We start from the raw sequence: 21259 nt of genomic DNA, 5'->3' as shown, positions 1-21259 counted from the left end.
GCAATACAATATCATAAACACTAGATCGTACTTTTGATACTTAAGATTAACGTAGAAAGATCTTTTTCGGCAAATCCTTGTTGTTGGTGTTGTTGTAACTGGGTGAGGGCATGCGCTGCCATAGGCAGGTTTAAACCTACTTGATCTGCCAGATTAACCGCATTATTCAGATCTTTGCTGAGCGTTTGCACTTTCCATTGTACCGGTTCAAAATTTTGGCTGGCCATACGCGGTGACAAGATCTGGAAGGGCTTGGAGTCGGCAAAACCACCGGACAGTGCAGGTGCAAGTAGGTTGGCATCGACACCGGCGTTTTGTGCCAGTGCCACAGCTTCGGCAATGAGGGTGCTGCTGGCAGCAACAATTAACTGATTACAGATTTTGGTGGCTTGTCCCGTTCCGGTAGCGCCCATGCAGGTGACCCGCTGCGCAAGAGGCGCATAGACAGGATGCAATGCTTGAATAAGTTTGGCATCACCTCCGGCAAAGATCACCAGCGTGCCTTGTTCTGCACCTGCAACGCCACCGGAGACAGGAGAATCAATCCAGTTGACCTGTTTTTCTGATACTTTTTTTGCCAATTGTGTGGTTGCAGAAACTGATAAACTGGAAAAATCAATACAGATCTGATTTTCTTGCAGGTCGGGCAGAATGTGTTCCACCACGGTAGTGACCGCGGTATCATCAGCAAGACACAACATGACAATCGGATATTGTCCGATATTTTTTAGTTCCAGCGCTTCTGCCCCATAGGCAATGATCGGTTCGCAAGCACTGGCTGTACGATTCCACACCGCTACCTTAAAGCCAGCATCAATCAATCGCTTGCTCATGCGACTGCCCATCAGTCCCATACCCAAAAAAGCAATTGTTTTATCTGTATTCATTCGTGATTTCACTTTGATTTAATCACTTAATAATGCCATAAAAAACATCACTTAAAATGATTGAGCCAAGATCATGAGGTAAAAATTAGCCACGATATTGTCGAGCTAAAAAAGTGGTCTCTGGTTGTTTATCTTTTTTACGTGCCAGTTGACTGTTTTTACCCAGTAGCAGACGTAATTGCCAGATTTTTTCAAGACGCAGGGATTTTTGTGGTTGATGTTCCATGGCCTGTAACACTCGTTTTGCTGCAAGCAAGGCATCCGGTGAGCGTTGAAGTAACTCTTCTGCCAAAGTTTGTGCCTGTTGTAAGGGCTGTGGGTTGATATGGGTGACCAGCCCAATGTCTTTGGCATATTGCCCATCAAAAATTCGGGCAGTCATGGTCAATTCCTTGGCCAGATCCAGTGCAATCAAACCTTTTAATGAACGGCTAAGTCCCATATCCGGCACCAGTCCCCAACGGCTTTCCATGATGGACATTTTGGTATCGGGGTGACTAATGCGTATATCCGCTGCAAGTGCCAATTGCATGCCTGCACCAAAACAATAGCCTTCGATTGCAGCAATCACGGGTACAGGTAAATCCTGCCAGACCAAAAATGCCTTCTGAAATAGACTTTGTCCCGGTTTTACTAATTCCCAAACCGCATAGGCGCTATTCTTGGGATTGTTCAGGTCGCTTAAATCGATGCCTGAACTAAATATCTGATTGCTTCCAGTGAGAATGACACAACGTACGTTTCTATTTTTTTTCAGTTGTTGAGCAGTTTTGATCAGTTGTCGCAATAAGGCAAAGCTCATGGCATTGCGTTTATCCGGTCGATTTAATGATACTGTTGCAATTCCATTGTCTTGAATATCCAAGGTGACGAGTGACATCATGCCTCCATCAAATCATTATGATTTTTGAATGATGACTCAGCATAGCATGTCTGGATATCAAGCAAATCATGAAATCTGACGCATGGTTCATGGTCTGCTTTTATTGCTCAGGTCCTTTTGTTCCTTGATTTAGTCTTCGGAAAGATAAGGTTGTGCTGCCAGTTTAATTTGTTCCATGGCCTCCAGCAATAGGGCAAAGCGCTGCGCAACCTGTTCGATAAATATGTCATCAGCAACTTTTTTCTGTTTACGAAGTTGCGAAACAAATTGTTCAAATTCGCCCGAAATTTCCTGTAGTTTGGGCACACCAATATACCGACTTGCACCATACAGGCGATGTAGATTGTGTTCAAGTTGCGGGAAATCTTCATCGTCAATCAGTTGTTGCATTTCCTGTTGTTCTTTTTCAAAGCTTTTGATCAACATTTTTAACAGATCTTTTGCTAAATCTACTTTATTGGCCGAGAGCTCTATACTCTTATTCCAGTCTAAAATAATGTCGTGTTCACTCGCCTCTGTTGTAATGATGGGTGATGTGGGTTCCTGTTCGAGACGGTATTCTTTCTGATTAACATTGGTCCATGTGGTGAGGATCTGGATCAGTTGTTCAAGTTGGATTGGTTTTGTGACGTAGTCATTCATACCCGCTTTGATCAGTTTTTCTTTTTCCTCTGCCATGGCATGGGCGGTCAGGGCAATGATTGGCAAGGTTGTGTGCCGTTCAAGCGAGTATTCCAGTGCACGAATGGCCTGTGTGGTTTCTATACCGGACATCACCGGCATCTGGATATCCATAAAAATCAGATCATACATCGGTAAATTATGATCGACACATTCCTGAATACGATTTAATGCCATTTGTCCGCTAATTGCGGTGGTGACTTCGACATTAAGTTCATTCAGCAATGCTTCTAGTACAATCAAATTGGGTAAATGATCATCAACGGCAAGCACATGTAAACCGCGACCATCAAAGGGTTCGACATAGGTTTTATTCTGATCGGAATAGAAAATCTTTAACAGATTGCTACGGCTAATCGGTTGATTGAGTGCGATGGCATGATATTTCTGCAATAGGCTTGGATCCAGCAACATTTGATAACCATAAATTACCAGATTGCCGCCATAACGACTGCGTAATTCTTGCAATAATGCCTCGGTATCACCAGAGTGATCGACAAACACCCAGCCTTTTTCATCATATTGATTGAATTGTTTTAGGCGGCTGAACAAATCCAGAATAGAACCTGCTTCGCTATGTTGCGCACCATATCCTTCCAGATAATGTTTGAGAATATTAGCCGTGGCTGGATGTGAAATATAGCTCAGGATATGGAATTGCGAAAGGTCTTGCTGCTGCACAGGTTGTTCCTGTGGTAATTCCAACTGTGCCGTAAACCAGAATGTTGCGCCTTTTTCGGTTGGGTTGCGTTCCTGATTATCTTCAAAGCCAATCTGCCCATGCATTAAATGCACCAGTTGTTTGGAGATAGCAAGTCCCAGACCGGTACCCCCAAATTGACGTGTAACCGAGGTATCGCCTTGTGAAAATGAGGCAAATAATTTTTTACGATCGGTGCCACTTAAACCGATGCCACTGTCCTGAACACTACAGTGCAACGTGATTCGATTATATTGCTCCTGTTCCAGACGGGTACGGACAATAATATCGCCCTCAGGTGTAAACTTAATAGCGTTTGAAACCAGATTGGTCAGAATTTGTTTGAAACGCAATACATCACCATGTACCGCAATTGGCAAGGCTTCATCATAATAAATGGCCATGTTGATGTGTTTTTCACAGGCAAGTGGAGAAAGCATGTCCATCACATCAAAAATAGCTTCTTCCAGATGAAAAGGGGCAACTTCTAGTTCTAGTTTACCTGCATCAATTTTGGAGAAATCCAGTACGTCATTAATCAAGGCCAGAAGATGGGCTGAGGATTTGCGAATGGTTTGCACATACATCAGGTTTTCATCATTCAAATGACCACGGCGTAACATCAGATGAATAAAGCCATCAATACTATTCAGTGGTGTACGGAGTTCATGACTGATATTGGCTAGAAACACGGATTTGGCCTGATTGGAAGTGATTGCCTGATCGCGTGCTTGCTTATAGGTAATATTCTGTACTTCTAATGTATCCAGTGTCTTACGTAAATCATCTTCTGTTTGTTCGGTATGTTCTTTTAATTCCAGAAAACTAAAATGCAGACGTTTTAAGAGCTTGGCAATATCTTTTTGTAATAATCCCAATTCACCCGAGCTTTTGGCTTGGAAAGGTTTGCCCAGATTGTCCGCATTCATGCGTTGTAGTTGCAGACGGATTTCATACATCGGCGCAATCCAGCGACGGGAATAAAAATTAAGGCACAGTAATAGTAATAATAGGGTTAATAATCCGGTAATACTCAGTGCCAGCCACACCCGATACCGCGCAATGGTCAGTGACTGGTTGTTAAGTTCGATCAGTAGCCAGATCGGACCATCTTCACTATAGCCGACCCGCATCCCATAGATATTGCCGTCATTGATATGGATTGGACCAAAGACATTACTGGTAATTGGAAATTGGGGCCAAGGTAGTTTTTGTTTATAGCCCACATATAAACGTGCATTGCCGTGCATATCGACCAGCGCTGCCCGCATCAGGTCAGGTTCATTCAAAATATATTGCAAAATGGCTTGGGCTTGTGGGTATTGATTTGGATGATGCTGGATCAAATCCAGTAAGGTCGAAGAGGTCTTGTTGTAACGGGTTAAAATAGCAGACGCTGCCGAGACTTGCTGAGCCTGAATTGAGCGAGAGGTTTCTTTTAACACCAGAATCGCGCCAGTACATGCCAAAATCATAATCGGCACAAAAATAAGCGCAATCAATTGCCCATAAGCATTTGTTATTTTAAAGCGGTGCCAGAACGTTTCAGATTGTCGTTGCATGGTGCAATATCAACATCATAGAAGCAATAAATGTTAGAATACTAGCACGTATTTTAGCTGATCAAGCAAAATCTATTGTAGATGTGGTTATAAAAATCTAAGTGGATTGATGCAGTGGCGGACGTTTTTCTCTACAATAGACGAACTTTTCAGATCGGCAACACTTAAGAGCCAAAAATGAGTAATACACATCCTTTTCAAAACGAGCAATACACCCTTGATTACTACGTCGGTAAAACACCGTTGGTGCGATTACAGCGTTTAAATCAATGTTCGGCGACGGTATTGGCAAAGTTGGAAGGGAATAATCCGGCCGGTTCTGTCAAAGATCGTCCTGCCTATAATATGATTATACAGGCTGAACGTCGTGGTCAGATTAAACCGGGTGATACCTTGATTGAGGCCACCAGTGGTAATACCGGTATTGCTTTGGCAATGGTGGCAGCCATGCGTGGTTACCGCATGAAGTTGATCATGCCGGACAATATGAGTCAGGAGCGTAAAGATGCAATGCTGGCTTATGGTGCAGAGTTAATCGAAGTCACCAAGGAACAGGGTATGGAAGGTGCCCGTGATCTGGCTTTACAGATGCAGACTGACGGTCTTGGACTGGTTTTGAATCAGTTTGGCAATCAAGATAATTCGGAAGCACATTACCTCACCACAGGACCGGAAATCTGGGAACAAACAGAGGGAAAAATCACCCATTTTGTCAGTTCGATGGGAACCACAGGGACCATTATGGGTGTATCTAAATATCTAAAGGAAAAAAATCCAGATATTCAGATTATTGGTTTACAACCTTCCGAAGGTTCGAGTATTGCCGGGATTCGCCGCTGGCCCAAAGAATATCTTCCAACAATTTTTGATGCCTCCCGTGTCGATCAAGTGATCGATATTGATCAAAAAGATGCCGAAGTGACCATGCGACAACTCGCCCGTCATGAAGGCATTTGTGCCGGCACTTCCTCCGGTGGTGCAGTATGGGCAGCATTGCAAGTGGCAAAACACAATCCCGATGCAGTGATTGTCTGTATCATTTGTGATCGGGGAGATCGTTACCTTTCTACTGGCCTCTATTCTGTAAAAGATGAACTTTAAAGATGGTGTGTAAAAAACGGTCCGTAGAAACGTTCTGTAAAAACGAGAGATAATATGATGTTTGGCTACCCTATTTTAGTCTTTGATATCGAAACAGTGACGGATGTAAAAGCGGGTAGCCAACTCTATGGACTGGATTTACCGCTTGATGACGCCCAACAAGCCTTAAATAAACTGCGTCGGCAAGAAGCCGGTACAGAGTTTCCTCGCACGCCTTTGCATGAAATTGTCTGTATTTCCGGCCTATGGATTGATCAGGATAAATTTCAACTGTTTTCATGGAGCAGAGAAAATTTTTCCGAGATCGAGATCCTGCAAAAATTTGTTGGTATTTTTGAGAAAAAATCGCCGATTCTGGTGAGCTGGAATGGTGGTCAGTTTGATTTGCCGGTGATTATGTACCGCTGTTTATATCATGGGGTAACCGCGGCCAATTTATTTGAGCAGGGCGACTGGAATCCTCAGAAACGACATAATAATTACCAGAATCGATATCATGCCAGACACACCGATTTAATGGATGTACTGGCGAGTTTTAATATTCGTAATTTTCAGAAACTTGATGATGTGGCACAAATTCTGGGTTATCCCGGCAAACGTGGGTTATCAGGTTATCATGTGGCAGACTATGTAAAACAGCAGCAATGGCTGGATTTAAGTTGTTATTGTGAAGGTGATGTGCTGAATACTTGGTTGATTTATTTACGCTGGTTGCTGTTACGTGGATTTATCCAGCAGGCACAGCATCAGGACTGGATTCGTCATACGATTTTATATCTACAGCAACAACCGCAACATGCCGAATTTCTAGAAATTTGGCAAAAGACCTGTTTAAGCACGGTATTTACACAATCTGATTTTAACTGAATCTACGTTACGCTCTTCAATCATTTATTTGGAATATCGCTTTGAAAAAGCATTTGCGTTCACAGCCAGCTTTGCAGCCAGTGACGTTATCAATTGAAAATTTATCGCATGAAGGTCGTGGTATTGCCTTATATGGTGCCGAGCAGTCTGATCATAGCAAACAGGGTAAAAAAGTTTTTGTGCGCTTTGCCCTGCCGCAAGAAACTGTACTGGCCAAAATCACCAGACAGCATAAACGTTTTGAAGAAGCAGATGCAATTGAGATACTTAGTGATCCATCACCCGATCGTGTTCAGCCAATTTGTAAACATTTTGGTGTATGTGGTGGCTGTTCAATCCAGCATATTGCATTAGATAAACAAATCGCATTTAAGCAGGACGTCTTAAAGTCACATTTGCAGCATATCGCGGGCATTGCACCGCATCACTGGTTAGCACCGATTCGTTCCTTAACAACCGATTATCGTCGTCGTGCACGCTTAGGTGTTCGCTGGCGAGCAAAACAGCAACAGATGATTGTTGGTTTTCGTGAAAGTAAGTCTAATTATCTGGTGGCAATTGAACACTGTCCGATTCTGGATGAACGTGTATCTTCTCAACTTTTAGCCCTGACCGATTGCTTAAAACAGCTGGAAAATAAACAGGCAATTACCCATCTTGAATTTGCGCTTGGCGATCAGGACGTTGCCTTACTTATTCGGCATGTGAGTAAGCTGTCACAGCAAGACATTGAAAAATTGTTAGATTTTGTAAAAAAACGTGCTTGGCAGCTATATTTGTTGCCTGATCGATACCAAACGCTACAGCGTATTGATGCAGAAACTGCTATAATGCGTTTGCATTACCAATTGCCAGCATTCGATTTAAAACTGGCATTTTCACCTGTCGATTTTACACAGGTGAATGCAACTGTGAATCAACAAATGGTGCAGTTGGCATGTCAGTTGCTTGATTTGCAAAAAGGTGAAAGAGTTTTGGATTTGTTCTGTGGTCTGGGAAATTTCTCTTTTGCTTTGGCAAAATGCGTGGGAGAAATGGGGCAGGTCGTGGCGGTAGAAGGTGTCGAAGAAATGGTTTTACGTGGTGAGGAAAATGCCAGATTGAACCAGATCAGCAATGTCAAATTTTATCAGCAGGATCTAGCACAGGATTTCTCGGATCAGACATGGGCAACACAGGGATTTGATGCGCTACTCATTGATCCACCTCGCGCAGGTGCGGAACAAGTCATGCAATATGTGGTGAATTTTGCTGCAAAAAGAATAGTATATGTATCTTGTGATCCAGCAACATTGGCAAGAGATGCAGGTATTTTAACTCGGCAAGGCTATCGATTGGTTCAGGCCGGTGTGATGGATATGTTTACCCATACCGAGCACGTCGAATCGATTACTTTGTTCGAAAAAATTGTATCCAGTGGGTGCAATGAAGTTTAATTGAGCATAACGATAGGGAGGATGGTATGGTCACAGTGCGGGAAGAACTGCCAGGAAGACTAAATCAGCTTTCTGTAGTGACGACTGGGGAACATGCCGCCGAAACTCAGATAGATTTGGTGGCTTGGCTGGATCGTTTAAAACATAATAATGATTTTCAAGATCTGGATTTATTAGAACATGCATGTCATCTTGCTTTAGAACATGAAATCATTAGTACCATTAAACATCGTAGCAATACTTTTGCGATGGGAATTGGTATGGCTGATATTCTTGCGCATTTAAATGTCGATCAGGAAACACTGGTGGCAGCGGTATTGTATCGAAGTGTGCGGGAGGGGCTGACCACACTTGAAGAAGTCGAAAAAGATTTTGGTGATCAAGTGTTCCAACTGGTCAAGGGTACTTTGGCCATGGGGAAGCTGTCTGATCTGATTGAACAGAACAAGCATCTGGAAGATCATTTTAATAATAATCAACGTGAGCATCTGACCGGCATTTATAAAATGCTGATTGCCGTGACCGAAGATGTACGTGTGGTATTGATTAAACTTGCCGAACGTACCTATGTTCTAAGACAATTACATGATGCACCAAAAGATCGTCAGGAACGGGTGGCACGGGAAATTTTAACCATTTATGCACCATTGGCGCACCGTCTAGGTATTGCACAGCTGAAATGGGAACTGGAAGATCTCGCCTTTCGTTATCTTTCCCCAGATCGTTATAAAGAAATTGCCACTTTACTTAATGAGAAGCGTACCGAGCGTGAACATTATATTCAGACGGTGATTCAGGAAATTAAAACCGAACTGGAAAAAAATGATATTCATGCCGAGATTACGGGTCGAGTAAAACATATTTATTCGATTTATCGCAAAATGCGTAGCAAGAACCTGAGTTTTGATCAGCTCTATGATATTCGTGCGTTACGAATACTGGTGGACTCGGTGCCGGAGTGTTATCACTCGCTCGGTATCGTTCATCAATTATGGCATCATATTCCACATCAGTTTGATGACTACATTACCAATCCCAAAGCCAATGGTTACCGTTCCTTGCATACGGCAGTGATTGCTGAAAACAAATCGCTGGAAATTCAGATCCGTACCAAAGATATGCATCAGGAAGCCGAGCTTGGGGTATGTTCTCATTTTAATTATAAAGAAGGTGAAAAACGTACCGATCATTCCTTTAATCATCGCTTGCATTCCCTGCGTTCTGTACTTGAGTTATATCAGGAACGTAAAGATGCACAACCCATCAATACCTCGGATGAGGACGATCACGAAAACATTGAATCTTTACAAGATTTTGAAGAATTTGAAAAGATTTATGTGTTTAGCCGTGATGGCGATATAAAGGAATTGCCGCGGGGGTCTACCGCACTGGATTTTGCCTACCATGTGCACACCGAAGTGGGTAACCATTGCTATGCAGCACGGGTCAATCAACGCTATGTGCCCCTGACTTATGTGCTTAAAACCGGTGAGCAGGTTGAAATTTTAACCAAAAAGGATCGTGAGCCAAACCGTGACTGGCTGGTGCATTCATTAGGTTATATCAAAACCGCCAGAGCTAGAGATAAGCTCAGACACTGGTTTAGACAACAGGATCGTAGTAAAAATCTGGAAATCGGACGTGAAATTCTCAATAAGGAATTGACACGTTTGGCCATCCATCCCAAAAGTATTGATCTGAACGATTATTGCAATATCTTCAATGCCAAAACCGGAGAAGATATTTTAATTGGATTGGTAGCGGGTGATATTAGCCTGCATCAATTGATGAATCAGGTCAATCGTCAGATGCATATTGATGCAGATGAACCGGAACTGGTGCTTAAGCCGGCGTTAAATCCACGTGCCAGCCATACCTTATCTGCGCATGGCATTCTGATTGACGGACTGGATAATGTGGAATTGCATATCGCCAAATGCTGTCAGCCTGTACATGGCGAAGGCATCGGTGGCTATATTACTCTGAATCGTGGTGTCAGTATTCATAAAATTGCATGTCCAGATTATCTGCGCATGATCGAAAATGAGCCGGAACGTGGTGTGGAAGCCGATTGGGAAATGCAGCCAACCCGTGGTCAAAGTGTACAGATCGTGGTTGAAGCTTATGATCGTCGTGGTCTGCTAAAAGATTTGACTCAGGTGATTTTTGCCGATCATGTCAATATTCGTCAGGTCAATACCATTTCGGACAACGATGGCATTGCCAATATGAAACTGTTGATTGAAGTCAAGGGGTTGGCGCAGTTATCCCGTCTTTTGGCTAGACTGGAACAACAACCCGGTATTATCAGTGCAAGACGCTTGGTGCAAGGCAGTTAAAGTCTGATCATGTGTCATATTTTATTGATGATCACCCACTATACCAGTGGGTGATCTGGTTTTTATAGTTTACAGTTTTTTCTAATTGATCTATTTACGGCTTAAAAATGTATTTGCCCAGCGATTGACACATTGTGGGCTGAACTGACTTAAATGAAACATCAGTCGGGTCGAGAAACCGACTGGATGATGCGTTGCCAACAATGGCCATTGACTGGTTGCAGTTTGCCATACGGCTTGAGCCACATCATCTGCCTGTAGATGGACGCCCATATTTTTAATTGTTCCAGCATCCATATTGGTCACCATATCCGTATTGACAAATAATGGCATGACATCGAGCACCCGAATACCATACTTTGCCCATTCAATATCCAACCCTTCCGTAATCCCCCTGACAGCAAATTTACTACTGGAATATGACACCAGATCGGGTTGACCATAAATAGCAGAAGCGGAAGAAAGATTGATAATGCGTGCATGCGCTTGCTGTTTTAAATAGGGCAAGGCAGCGTGGCAACCATTGAGTACACCTTTCACATTGATATCAATGGTACGATGATGATGGTCAATGTCAGTTGCTTCAAAATCGCCCGAATATAAGATTCCAGCATTATTCACCAGAATGTCCAGACCACCTGCCCAATCTACAAAGTCCTGTAATGCAGTTTGCCATTGTTGATAATCGCTGACATCAAGATGACCTGCTTTGGCATTTTCGCCCAGTTCATTGGCAAGTGTATGCGCCTGTGTCTGATGAATGTCGTAAATGCCTACGCGATAACCTTTTTGATAAAATAAGCGGGCAATTGCGGCACCAATACCTTGTGCTGCACCTGATATAAAAATCCGTTTTGTCATGTGTGATCTCACTTGATCTTTTTATGTAAATCGACCTAGCATAACCCTATATCATGGTCAACGGTTGAATGTAAATGCAGCAGTTATTACAAATTATGCAAAAATTACGGGCTGAGTGTCCGTGGGATCGGGCACAAACCCCGCAAAGTTTGACCAGATATGCCATAGAAGAAGCCTATGAAGTCGAAGATGCAATCCGGGAGGGGGATGTGCAACATATCAAGGAAGAGTTGGGAGACCTATTATTACAAGTGGTTTTTCAATCGCAGATGTATGCCGAACAGGAAGCGTTTAATTTTCACGATGTGGTAGAAGTCTTAAAAGAAAAACTGATTCGTCGCCATCCGCATGTATTTGATGAAAACTTTTCAGCATTGACCGAACAGGAGGTCAATAGTATTTGGCAAAATATCAAACAACAAGAAAAAGCAGCCAAAGGTGAAAAATTTAACAGTAAACTGGATAAAATTAAGCTGGGGGCAAGTGTTACACAGGCACAAAAATTACAGGACTATGCAGCAAGCTTAAATTTTGACTGGGATCATGTCGATGGCGCCTGGCAGAAATTACAGGAAGAATTACAGGAATTGCAACTGGCGATTCAAAACAATGACCAAGAAAATATGCATGAGGAATTGGGTGACTGCCTATTTTCTTTAATTAATGTGGGACGTAAACTCAATCAGGATAGTGATTCGGCTTTATTGGCAACCATTTCTAAATTTAGAACACGCTTTGCCTATATTGAACAAAAATTGGCAGAACAGGGACTTACACCGGAACAATGTGAGCTGGTGCAATTAGATCGTTTATGGGATCAGGCTAAAAATGATGAAAAACACAGGCAGAATCTTTAACTATTTGCTTTGTATGTTGCTGGGTTTGGGATATGGCGCAAATGGTTTTGCAGATAATAATAGTCGCTCTAATGATTTCGAGGCATGGAAAGCCCGTCAGCAACAGCATGATGCGCGGCTAAAACAAGTGGGATCAGCTAGTATCTTGCAGCAAAGAGTGGTGCAGGTGCAACCAGTTCAGCCTTTACATGGCGATGAAAAGTTAAGGGTGCAGCAGTTGGGGACACAGCTAAAATTAAATATTAATACTGCCACAAGCGATGAAATCGTTGCCAAACTAGAAGGCATTGGACGTAAAAAAGCGCAGGCAATTATTGATTACCGCAATCAGCATGGCACATTTAAAAAAGTAGATGACGTCTTAAACGTAAAAGGCTTTGGCCCTAAAACACTGGATAAAAATCGTGACAGAATTCAATTAAGCGACTAGAGTGATGGGTCAAATTGCATAAACAAATTGCCCTTTAGCAAAGATAGAGCTATGATTAAGCCATTATTTCTTAGCTAAATTCCAACCTGGAGCCAGCTTCTTTGCAAACCTTGCGTGCCTCAAAATGTGGATTGTCCATATCTTTACTTCCACCTTCAATATTAGACATTCTCGATAGTCTGACCAAAGCAGGATACGATGCATATATCGTTGGCGGTGGTGTCCGTGATTTGATTTTAGGTGAAAATCCTAAAGATTTTGATGCAGTGACCAATGCAACACCTGCACAGATTAAACAGGTGTTTGGGCGACGTTGCCGTATTATCGGACGCCGTTTTGAACTGGCACATGTACATTCTGGCCGGGAAATGATTGAAGTTGCCACCTTTCGTGCGCCGCCGAAAAAAGCTGTCACCAGTGTTACAGGTATGGTGTTACGCGATAACAACTGGGGCACCATCGAACAGGATTTTGCCCGTCGCGATTTCAGTATCAACACATTATATTATCAGCCCCGCAAAGGTGTGGTGCTGGATTTTTGTGATGCTTATAAAGATATAAAAAGTAAAAAATTACGCTTACTCGGTGATGCCAAACAACGTTTTGATGAAGATCCGGTACGGATGCTGCGTACTTTGAGGTTTGCGGCAAAACTCAATTTTAATATTGATCAGGCGATTTTGGATATCTGGGATGTAGAGTGTGCAGCACAATTACGTGAAGTGTCGCCACACCGGCTCTATGATGAATCGCAAAAAATGTTTTCCATGGGTAAACTGGAAAAATTATTGCCGATGCTTATTCAGTTTAATATTTGGAAGCAGGTGCTTGCCGATGTCAAACCTGAAATTACCCCATTGATTCAACGTGCAGCGCAAAATACCGATCAACGTATTGTGCAGGGTAAAAGCATTAACTCGGCATTCTTTTATGCAGTGCTGTTATGGCAGCCCTATTTGGAGCGTATCGAATTTTATCGCAGTAAAGGTGTAATTGAAGCCGAAGCGCGGGCACAGGCAGGGATTGATGTATTAAAACGGCAGGCCACTTGTACCATTATTCCGCGTTTTGCCGAAACTTTTATCCGTGAAGTATGGGAAATGCAGATTCGCCTGATCTCACCAAAACCGCAACATATCGTGCAGCTTGCAAATCATGCCCGTTTTCGGGCAGGTTTCGACTTTTTGTTATTGCGTGAACAATCTGGTGATCAAACTACCCAAGGCATGGGACAATGGTGGGAAAATTTTCAGGAATTAAGTAACGACCAAAAAGAAAAAGCCATTGCTGATTATCGACGTCAACAACAAAAAAATCGTCGTAAAGTACCCGATGAGCAACATGAAGCATTTGTACCGCTGGTGCTGGAAACTCAGGTCAATACCCGTGCAGCACGACGGGCCAAACAGAAAAATGAAGCTCGAGCGCAAAAGTTAAATCCGCAAAAGACAGCATCTTCTTCAGCTGTTGAGCAGACTTCTGGCGTGACTTCGGGGCATCCGATTCTAAAGCGTCGTCGTGTACAACGTGACTTATCTCATGTGGTTTTTGGGCCGACACAATGACTGAGATGATGCATACCTGTTACATTGGTATGGGTAGTAATTTGGGCGATAGCCGGAAAATTCTAAAGCAAGCCATTCGGCAATTGCAAGAACTAGGGACAGTCAAGGTTTCACGCTTATATGCAAGTCCGCCCATGGGACCGCAGGACCAGCCCGATTATCTTAATGCTGTGGTTTGCTTACAGACTCAGCTAGAACCTCTGGCATTACTTGATGCATTGCAACACATTGAAAATAATTCTGGACGTGTGCGCTTGCGCCATTGGGGTGAACGTACGTTAGATCTTGATTTGCTACTTTATGATGCGCAGAATATCCAGCATCCACGCTTGACTGTACCTCATGCAGGATTGCTACAACGGGATTTTGTGATTTTACCTTTACTGGATCTGGTTGCAGATCTGCAAGTGAACGGTATTGCGTTAAAGCAACTGGATTGCGTCAAACATGCCAGCGCAAAAGCAATTGCAGCATTAGACTGGTATGCGCATATTTGAAAAACGGATTTAAAACGTATTATTAAAATCGCCATTTCTGGCATATTTTAGAGGAAGGCTGCATGATTAGTCTTACAGATTTAAGAAAATTTAAAAGCGAAGGACGTAAATTTTCTTGTCTGACTTGTTACGATGCAAGTTTTGCCAAAGCATTACAACAGGCTGAAATTGATACAATTCTGGTTGGCGATTCTTTAGGTATGACCATTCAGGGACATGATTCGACTTTGCCTGTCAGTGTTTCGGATATGGTTTACCATACCCGAGCTGTGGCGCGGAGTAATTCGCATGCCTTGATTATGACCGATTTACCTTTTATGAGTTATGCCACCTTGGACGATGCCTTGCAGCATTCCAGACAGGTGATGCAGGCCGGTGCGCATGTGGTAAAAATCGAAGGTGGTGCGTGGTTGGCAGATACCATACAAGCACTGACCCGTAACGGTGTCCCTGTGTGTGTACATTTGGGTCTGACACCACAATCAGTCCATGTGTTTGGTGGCTATAAGCTACAGGCCAGAACCCGTCATGCTGCCGATCAGTTACTGGCCGATTGTCAGGCTGTGGTTGAAGCGGGTGCAGCTTTGTTATTATTGGAATGTGTGCCTGCTGCGCTTGCCAAGGAAGTCACACAAAGATTTGGTGTGCCGGTGATTGGTATCGGGGCAGGCGTTGAGACCGACGGTCAAGTGCTTGTCATACAAGATATGTTAGGATTGACCTCGGGTAAAGTTGCACGTTTCGTACGTAATTTTATGCAGGAACAGTCAGGGGAACATGCGATTGTGGATGCCATCAAGGCATATCATACTGCGGTACTGGAGCAGACATTTCCTGCCCAGGAACATACATTTCAAGTTGAGCTATAACAATGAAGACTGAAACGACAATACAAGGTTTAAATGCTGCCTTGGCACCTGCACGTATAGCTCGTAAAACAATTGGTTTTGTGGCAACCATGGGGAATTTGCATCAGGGACATTTGAATCTGGTGCGGGAAGCCAAGAAACTATGCGATCTGGTGGTGGTGAGTATTTTTGTCAATCCAATCCAGTTTGGTCCAAACGAAGATTTTGATAATTATCCTCGCACACTGGAAGCAGACAGCCACTTACTGGCCGATGTTGGTTGTGATGTATTATTTGCGCCGACAGTACAGCAAATGTATGGTGATCAAGAGCGTAAAACCAAAGTCAGTGTACATGGCATTACCGAAATTCTTTGTGGTCAGTCCCGTCCCGGCCATTTTGATGGTGTTGCCACGGTTGTGACTAAACTCTTTAATATCGTGCAACCCAATATTGCTTTTTTTGGACAAAAAGACTGGCAGCAACTGGCCATTATCCGTGCTATGACCCGTGATTTGAACTTCTTCATCGATATTGTTGGTGTGCCGATTACCCGTGCAGAAGACGGTTTGGCCCTTAGTTCACGTAATGCATATTTGACAGCTGAACAGCGTCAGGTTGCACCTGTGATTTATCAGGCATTAACCACTGCACAACAGCAATTGCAGCAACATATAGATTTGCAACAGGTCTTGGCTCAGATTGATTTAACATTGGTCAATGCCGGTTTTGTGGTGGATTATGTTAAGGCATATACACCGGATTTATTGCCTGTGACACAGTTTGATCAGGATATTGTGTTATTTATTGCAGCAAAATTAGGTTCTACACGATTAATTGACAATTTGCTGGTAAAATTTTCTGATTAAGACATTATTATTCACCGGTTTGGTTGAAAAATGAAAAAGATTCTCGTTGTTGCAGGACGTTCTGGTTCGGGGAAAACCTCGGCTTTACAGGTGCTTGAGGATTTGGGTTTTTATATCATTGATAACCTGCCGCTGGTACTGGTGCCGGAAATTGTTGCGAAACTCAGCAATGATAATGCGATGGAGCTGCTGGCACTTGGTGTAGATATTCGAAGCCTGAATATTGATCAGGTTTCGATTGATGATGTGTTAAATGAACTTGAAGCACATGGTGCAGTTGAAGTGGTTTATCTCACTGCCCGTGAGGAAGTACTGGTTTCACGTTATGCGTCTTCTCGTCGTCCGCACCCGCTTGCCAATAAGTATGAATCTCTAACCGAATGTATCCGGGTTGAGGAGCAGCTACTTTACCCGGTCTATCGCCGTGCAACCTTGACTATCGATACCAGTAGCAAAACCGTACACGAGTTAAAACACACACTCTCGGTAAAATTGGGGCAGGGCGATAACCTTATCGTGATCTTACAGTCTTTTGGCTTTAAACATGGTATTCCGCTGGATGCCGATTATGTGTTTGACCTAAGACATTTGGTCAATCCGCACTGGATTAATGAATTACGTCGTTATACGGGTCTGGATCCGCAAATTAAGGAATTTTTGGCTGCCGATGCCATGGTGAATGATATGTACGCGGACATTTATCAATTTGTGGATAAATGGTTGCCGGTTTTTAGTCAAGGGCATCGTCATTTTGTAACAATTTCATTGGGTTGTACCGGTGGTCAGCATCGTTCGGTCTATTTTGTCGATAGACTTGCGGAAGACCTTAAGGCAAAATGGTCGGTACAAGTTTTACATCGGGAAATGAAACACTGGTCATGATTGACACTACTGTAGATGTTATTAATAAATTGGGTTTGCATGCGAGAGCTTCGGGAAAACTCATCGAAGTGACCAGTAGATACCGTTCCAATATTCAACTGGGTAAAGGTAAAGAATTGATTGATGCAAAAAATATTATGTCTTTACTCATGCTTGGTGCAGGGAAAGGTACAACCTTGCGATTAATTGTGGAAGGTCCGGATGAGCAAAAAGCTTGTGATGAAATTTTGGCATTATTTGCCGCACGTTTTTATGAGGCTGAATAAATAATGGCTCGTCGTCCCCGTCCCTATAGTGAAGAAGATTTTGCAGATGTACAAGATGGTCGTGCCAGTAAATCTGAACAAAAGCGTCATGTTCAGCGCATGGCTGCACTGGCTGAACAGCTTGCCGAGTTACCGAAAAAACAGATTCAGAAATTACCTGTTGATAAACGCTTGATTGATGCTTTTCTGGAATTGGAAAGTATTAGTTCTTTTGAAGCACGGCGGCGCCAGTTTCAGCGTATTGGCAAATTGCTGCGCACAGAAGATGAAACCATGTTGTTAAGTTTTTTGGTACCAAAACAGGGTGCCAAGAAACAGGCACAGTTGTTACGCTGGGTAGACCGTGTGATTGAACAGGGTGATATTGCCATTAACGAGTTCTGTAAGCTATATCAAGCCGCAGATCGGCATACGCTACGACAGCATGTATTACGTTATCAACGCGATGCACAAAAACAGATAGATGAACCAGATCTGGCAAAGTTACGGCAGAATATCATCAATTATGTGCAGCAAGTGGCGCTGATTTCGGAATAAGGTTGAAATTCTGATTAATTCAATACTTGGCTGAGATTTTAAAATCGCCTATTGTTGTACTGTTTGACAATTTGAATTGAGTTAAAGCGATGTATATCGGTCAATTGGCAGCACAGACAGGCGTAACACAAAAAGCCATTCGGCATTATGAGAAATTGGGCTTGCTGCCAATCCCTCAGCGTAAAGGCAACTATCGTATTTATGATCAAATGCATGTGCATTTGGTCAATATGATTCGTCGTGCGCAATCGGTTGGGTTTAGTCTGGCAGAGATTTCAGAATTAGCACAGATTAAAGCACAGCAAAAATGCTTTCCTTTGGCTTTCGCCCAACAGCTTTTTCAGGAAAAGCGCCAACAAATTCAGCAACAACAAGAAAAATTAGTAGCGATTGAAAAAAACTTAATAACCTTAGAACAGGAGCTGGTTTCGCTGTATCAAACTGACTAAAATATTTAATCTCTCCTAAAAAGTTTAAAAATCCATTTGACTCTTACCTTAGGGGCAGGGTTTATAGTCAATGTCTTATTTATTTCTAAGGCAAAAAAATGGATACATTGGCATCATTTAAAGGTTCAACTGCATTAATCACTGGCGCATCTTCTGGTATCGGAGCGGGCTTTGCCAGAGTGCTTGCTGCTTGCGGCATAGATTTAGTCATTACTGCCCGATCAGAACAATCTTTACAGGATTTGGCTGATGAGTTAAAAGCATTGTATGACATTGAAATTGATGTGGTCGTGCTGGATTTAGCCCAAACAGATGCACCGCAAAAGTTATTTGATCATCTTCAGCAACACAATAAGTCAATTGATATTCTGATCAACAATGCAGGATTTGGCAAATGGGCGAAGTTTCTGCATCAGCCATTGGATAGTTACCGCGATATGCTGAACTTAAATATTCAGGCCTTAGTGGATTTAACGTATTTATTTCTGCCTGCAATGCTAACGCAAAATAAAGGCATCGTGATTAATCTGGCATCTACCGCAGCCTTTCAGCCTTTACCCTATATTGCGGTATATGGCGCTTCCAAATCTTTTGTACTTAATTTTAGTGAGGCACTTGCAGGGGAATATGCAGGACAAGGCATCAAGTTTCTGGCTTTATGTCCTGGTAATACAGCGACAAATTTTGCCCAAACTGCCAATGCAGACACCACTGGTATGGCTGTTTCAACAGTAGAAGATGTTGTACGTGCAGCAATACGGGCACTCGATCAGAACAAATTATATTGTGTACCGGGAAAGAGTAATTATTTTACTGCGCAATTGTCACGGATTTTAACACGATCAGCCATGATTAAAATGGTATCTAATATGCTCAAAAAACGAGTAACAGCATAGTTTTACTGCAAGATCGCAGGCTTATTTTTTTAAGTATATAAGCCTGCGATCAATTTATGCTGAAGTATTTATCTTTGGCTGGACTACACGATGTTTAACTGGCTGCAATTGATTCCTGTTCGGCACGTTGCTTGGCCCAATCTCGCAAGATAAATTTTTGTAATTTCCCGGTCGACGTTTTGGGAATTTCGGTAATGATGACATCTTTAGGGACTTTAAAACGGGCAAGCTCCTGACGACAATGTTCAATAATTTCATCTGCTGCGGCATTCATCCCCTGTTTTAATTCAATAAAGGCGCAGGGTACTTCCTGCCAGCGTGGATCGGGTTTTGCGACCACAGCTGCCGTTAAAATTGCAGGATGGCGATACAACACTTCTTCTACTTCTAACGATGAGATATTTTCCCCGCCGGAAATAATCACATCTTTGGCACGGTCGGTAATTTTGGCATAGCCGTCAGGCTGGCAAACTGCCAGATCTCCGGTATGAAACCAGCCACCTTTAAAGGCTTCATCAGTTGCAGCTTTGTTTTTTAGATAACCTTTCATGACAATATTGCCCCGGAACATGATTTCCCCCATGGTCTCACCATCTTTGGGCACAGGTTGCATGGTCTCCGGATCCAGTACTTTCATGCCATCCTGTAGGGGATAGGGCACACCTTGACGTGAATGTAAATGGGCCTGCTCCTCAATGCTTAGATCACTCCAGCCAGCCTGCGAAGCACAAAGTGCAGAAGGACCATAGGTTTCGGTCAGACCATAGACATGGGTGACATTAATTCCGATTTTACGCATACCTTCAATAATTGCTGCCGGTGGTGCTGCACCTGCAACCATCACTTCGACCCGGTGATCAAATGCAATTTGTTGCTGTTTTGGCGTATTGATCAGCATCGACAGTACAATTGGTGCGCCGCAGAAGTAATCTACTTTATGTTGGGCAATCAGTTTGAAAATCAGTTCGGGATCGACTTTACGCAAGCAAATATTGGTTCCGCCATTGGCTGCCATGGTCCATGCAAAGCACCAGCCATTACAGTGAAAAAGTGGCAACGTCCATAAATAGGTTGCGCGTGGTGTCATACCACAGGCAATGATATTGCTGGCTGCATTAATATAGGCGCCACGATGATGATATACCACGCCTTTGGGATTGCCTGTGGTTCCCGAGGTATAGTTTAAGCTGATGGCGTCCCATTCATCCTGAGGTAAATGCCATTCAAAGTCTGGATCACCTTGTTTCAACCATGATTCATATTCATAATCGCCTATCGCAATTTGTTCACCATCAAATTCTTCATCAAAGACGTCAATCACGATGATGTCTTGCTGGGGAATCAGTTTTAGTGCCTCTAGCGCGACCTGACGAAATTCGGGATCAACCAATAGCACTTTAGATTCGGCATGTTCCAGCATAAATGCAATCGTTTTGGCATCCAGACGGGTATTTAAGGTATTGAGTACTGCACCCGCCATTGGCACGGCAAAATGTGCCTCAATCATCGCAGGAACATTGGCCAATAAAACCGAAACCGTATCGTTTTTGGCAATTCCAAGTTGCTGTAACTGATGGGCAAACTGGCGGCAACGCTGATATTTCTCCCGCCAGCTGATATGACGACTGCCATGGATAATCGCGTCCTGATTTGGATAAATATAAGCTGCCCGCTCTAAATAACGTAATGGCGATAATGCAACAAAATTTGCTGCTGTACGCGGTAATTCATCATAGGCACTGACCATGTGCAATACTCCCTGTATTGTAATTTGCGATAATGATAGATATCTTTTTAAGCATGGAATCTAGTTAAAGCTAGTCTAATTTTAAGCGAATTGCTTTAA

20 protein-coding genes are annotated in these 21259 nt (G+C 43.0%); 15 read left to right on the top strand and 5 right to left on the bottom strand.

Annotated features, from left to right (window positions below; all coding sequences use genetic code 11):
* Window positions 1-20: 20 nt before the first annotated feature.
* From CRO21_RS15455 to CRO21_RS15445, 3 genes are all read right to left on the bottom strand, one after another.
* Window positions 21-887: an NAD(P)-dependent oxidoreductase gene (locus tag CRO21_RS15455; protein ID WP_097080211.1), complete on the bottom strand. Its 867-nt coding sequence runs from the start codon at window positions 885-887 to the stop codon at window positions 21-23.
* An 85-nt stretch (window positions 888-972) separates the two neighbouring features.
* Window positions 973-1767 carry a crotonase/enoyl-CoA hydratase family protein gene (locus CRO21_RS15450; RefSeq protein WP_097080210.1) on the bottom strand — a complete coding sequence of 265 codons (795 nt, stop codon included), beginning with the start codon at window positions 1765-1767 and terminating at the stop codon, window positions 973-975.
* Between the two features lie 132 nt (window positions 1768-1899).
* Window positions 1900-4713, bottom strand: coding sequence for a response regulator (locus CRO21_RS15445; protein WP_097080209.1), 2814 nt, complete (start codon window positions 4711-4713; stop codon window positions 1900-1902).
* 177 nt (window positions 4714-4890) lie between these two features.
* On the opposite strand from CRO21_RS15445, the gene cysM reads away from it, so the two are divergent.
* Genes cysM through CRO21_RS15425 form a run of 4 tightly spaced genes read left to right on the top strand, consistent with a single transcriptional unit; the run spans window position 4891 to window position 10456 of the window.
* A complete protein-coding gene (gene cysM / locus CRO21_RS15440) occupies window positions 4891-5814 on the top strand; it encodes a cysteine synthase CysM (RefSeq protein WP_097080208.1) in 924 nt (307 codons plus the stop codon).
* A 57-nt stretch (window positions 5815-5871) separates the two neighbouring features.
* A complete protein-coding gene (locus CRO21_RS15435; protein WP_097080207.1) occupies window positions 5872-6681 on the top strand; it encodes a 3'-5' exonuclease in 810 nt (269 codons plus the stop codon).
* A gap of 41 nt (window positions 6682-6722) precedes the next feature.
* Complete coding sequence (gene rlmD, locus CRO21_RS15430; protein ID WP_097080206.1) at window positions 6723-8117, top strand: 23S rRNA (uracil(1939)-C(5))-methyltransferase RlmD; 1395 nt, start codon at window positions 6723-6725, stop codon at window positions 8115-8117.
* A gap of 26 nt (window positions 8118-8143) precedes the next feature.
* Complete coding sequence (locus tag CRO21_RS15425) at window positions 8144-10456, top strand: RelA/SpoT family protein (protein WP_097080205.1); 2313 nt, start codon at window positions 8144-8146, stop codon at window positions 10454-10456.
* 90 nt (window positions 10457-10546) lie between these two features.
* Here the strand turns inward: CRO21_RS15425 and CRO21_RS15420 are convergent, their stop codons facing one another.
* Window positions 10547-11317 (bottom strand): SDR family oxidoreductase, encoded by a 771-nt coding sequence (locus tag CRO21_RS15420; protein ID WP_097080204.1) that lies wholly within the window; start codon window positions 11315-11317, stop codon window positions 10547-10549.
* Between the two features lie 74 nt (window positions 11318-11391).
* Here CRO21_RS15420 and mazG point away from each other — a divergent pair, with 74 nt between their 5' ends.
* The 11 genes from mazG (at window position 11392) to CRO21_RS15365 (ending at window position 19413) form a co-directional block, all read left to right on the top strand.
* Window positions 11392-12174, top strand: a complete 783-nt coding sequence (mazG, locus tag CRO21_RS15415) for a nucleoside triphosphate pyrophosphohydrolase (protein ID WP_097080203.1) — start codon at window positions 11392-11394, stop codon at window positions 12172-12174.
* Window positions 12146-12604, top strand: a complete 459-nt coding sequence (locus tag CRO21_RS15410) for a ComEA family DNA-binding protein (protein ID WP_097080202.1) — start codon at window positions 12146-12148, stop codon at window positions 12602-12604. Before mazG ends, CRO21_RS15410 begins: the two co-directional genes overlap by 29 nt.
* A gap of 101 nt (window positions 12605-12705) precedes the next feature.
* Complete coding sequence (pcnB, locus tag CRO21_RS15405; protein ID WP_097080201.1) at window positions 12706-14169, top strand: polynucleotide adenylyltransferase PcnB; 1464 nt, start codon at window positions 12706-12708, stop codon at window positions 14167-14169.
* Window positions 14170-14174: 5 nt separating this feature from the next.
* The gene (gene folK / locus CRO21_RS15400) at window positions 14175-14666 is read left to right on the top strand and encodes a 2-amino-4-hydroxy-6-hydroxymethyldihydropteridine diphosphokinase (protein ID WP_097080256.1); all 492 of its coding nucleotides are present in this window, start codon (window positions 14175-14177) and stop codon (window positions 14664-14666) included.
* Window positions 14667-14728: 62 nt separating this feature from the next.
* Window positions 14729-15535, top strand: a complete 807-nt coding sequence (panB, locus tag CRO21_RS15395) for a 3-methyl-2-oxobutanoate hydroxymethyltransferase (RefSeq protein ID WP_097080200.1) — start codon at window positions 14729-14731, stop codon at window positions 15533-15535.
* Window positions 15536-15537: 2 nt separating this feature from the next.
* The gene (gene panC / locus CRO21_RS15390) at window positions 15538-16383 is read left to right on the top strand and encodes a pantoate--beta-alanine ligase (protein ID WP_097080199.1); all 846 of its coding nucleotides are present in this window, start codon (window positions 15538-15540) and stop codon (window positions 16381-16383) included.
* Between the two features lie 30 nt (window positions 16384-16413).
* Window positions 16414-17265, top strand: coding sequence for an RNase adapter RapZ (gene rapZ / locus CRO21_RS15385; RefSeq protein ID WP_097080198.1), 852 nt, complete (start codon window positions 16414-16416; stop codon window positions 17263-17265).
* Entirely contained in the window at window positions 17262-17531 is a 270-nt protein-coding gene (locus tag CRO21_RS15380; RefSeq protein WP_097080197.1) for an HPr family phosphocarrier protein, read from the top strand. The genes rapZ and CRO21_RS15380 overlap by 4 nt, the downstream gene beginning before the upstream one ends.
* A 3-nt stretch (window positions 17532-17534) precedes the next feature.
* Window positions 17535-18068: a ribosome biogenesis factor YjgA gene (yjgA, locus tag CRO21_RS15375; protein WP_097080196.1), complete on the top strand. Its 534-nt coding sequence runs from the start codon at window positions 17535-17537 to the stop codon at window positions 18066-18068.
* An 89-nt stretch (window positions 18069-18157) separates the two neighbouring features.
* Window positions 18158-18517 (top strand): MerR family transcriptional regulator, encoded by a 360-nt coding sequence (locus tag CRO21_RS15370; RefSeq protein WP_097080195.1) that lies wholly within the window; start codon window positions 18158-18160, stop codon window positions 18515-18517.
* A gap of 98 nt (window positions 18518-18615) precedes the next feature.
* A complete protein-coding gene (locus CRO21_RS15365; protein WP_097080194.1) occupies window positions 18616-19413 on the top strand; it encodes an SDR family NAD(P)-dependent oxidoreductase in 798 nt (265 codons plus the stop codon).
* A 94-nt stretch (window positions 19414-19507) separates the two neighbouring features.
* Here the strand turns inward: CRO21_RS15365 and CRO21_RS15360 are convergent, their stop codons facing one another.
* Entirely contained in the window at window positions 19508-21160 is a 1653-nt protein-coding gene (locus CRO21_RS15360; RefSeq protein ID WP_097080193.1) for an acyl-CoA synthetase, read from the bottom strand.
* Window positions 21161-21259: the final 99 nt, after the last annotated feature.

It is taken from the genome of Acinetobacter puyangensis, assembly GCF_900096995.1.
Lineage (GTDB): Bacteria > Pseudomonadota > Gammaproteobacteria > Pseudomonadales > Moraxellaceae > Acinetobacter > Acinetobacter puyangensis.
The sequence above is the reverse complement of the archived record's forward strand: the minus strand, read 5'-3'. Positions and strand labels throughout refer to the sequence as shown.

Coding starts and splice junctions, on each gene's coding strand:
- CRO21_RS15455 (WP_097080211.1), bottom strand. CDS start 887: ATGAATACAGATAAAACAATTGCTTTTTTGGGTATGGGACTGATGGGC.
- CRO21_RS15450 (WP_097080210.1), bottom strand. CDS start 1,767: ATGTCACTCGTCACCTTGGATATTCAAGACAATGGAATTGCAACAGTA.
- CRO21_RS15445 (WP_097080209.1), bottom strand. CDS start 4,713: ATGCAACGACAATCTGAAACGTTCTGGCACCGCTTTAAAATAACAAAT.
- cysM (WP_097080208.1), top strand. CDS start 4,891: ATGAGTAATACACATCCTTTTCAAAACGAGCAATACACCCTTGATTAC.
- CRO21_RS15435 (WP_097080207.1), top strand. CDS start 5,872: ATGTTTGGCTACCCTATTTTAGTCTTTGATATCGAAACAGTGACGGAT.
- CRO21_RS15425 (WP_097080205.1), top strand. CDS start 8,144: ATGGTCACAGTGCGGGAAGAACTGCCAGGAAGACTAAATCAGCTTTCT.
- CRO21_RS15420 (WP_097080204.1), bottom strand. CDS start 11,317: ATGACAAAACGGATTTTTATATCAGGTGCAGCACAAGGTATTGGTGCC.
- mazG (WP_097080203.1), top strand. CDS start 11,392: ATGCAGCAGTTATTACAAATTATGCAAAAATTACGGGCTGAGTGTCCG.
- CRO21_RS15410 (WP_097080202.1), top strand. CDS start 12,146: ATGATGAAAAACACAGGCAGAATCTTTAACTATTTGCTTTGTATGTTG.
- folK (WP_097080256.1), top strand. CDS start 14,175: ATGATGCATACCTGTTACATTGGTATGGGTAGTAATTTGGGCGATAGC.
- panB (WP_097080200.1), top strand. CDS start 14,729: ATGATTAGTCTTACAGATTTAAGAAAATTTAAAAGCGAAGGACGTAAA.
- panC (WP_097080199.1), top strand. CDS start 15,538: ATGAAGACTGAAACGACAATACAAGGTTTAAATGCTGCCTTGGCACCT.
- rapZ (WP_097080198.1), top strand. CDS start 16,414: ATGAAAAAGATTCTCGTTGTTGCAGGACGTTCTGGTTCGGGGAAAACC.
- CRO21_RS15380 (WP_097080197.1), top strand. CDS start 17,262: ATGATTGACACTACTGTAGATGTTATTAATAAATTGGGTTTGCATGCG.
- yjgA (WP_097080196.1), top strand. CDS start 17,535: ATGGCTCGTCGTCCCCGTCCCTATAGTGAAGAAGATTTTGCAGATGTA.
- CRO21_RS15370 (WP_097080195.1), top strand. CDS start 18,158: ATGTATATCGGTCAATTGGCAGCACAGACAGGCGTAACACAAAAAGCC.
- CRO21_RS15365 (WP_097080194.1), top strand. CDS start 18,616: ATGGATACATTGGCATCATTTAAAGGTTCAACTGCATTAATCACTGGC.
- CRO21_RS15360 (WP_097080193.1), bottom strand. CDS start 21,160: ATGGTCAGTGCCTATGATGAATTACCGCGTACAGCAGCAAATTTTGTT.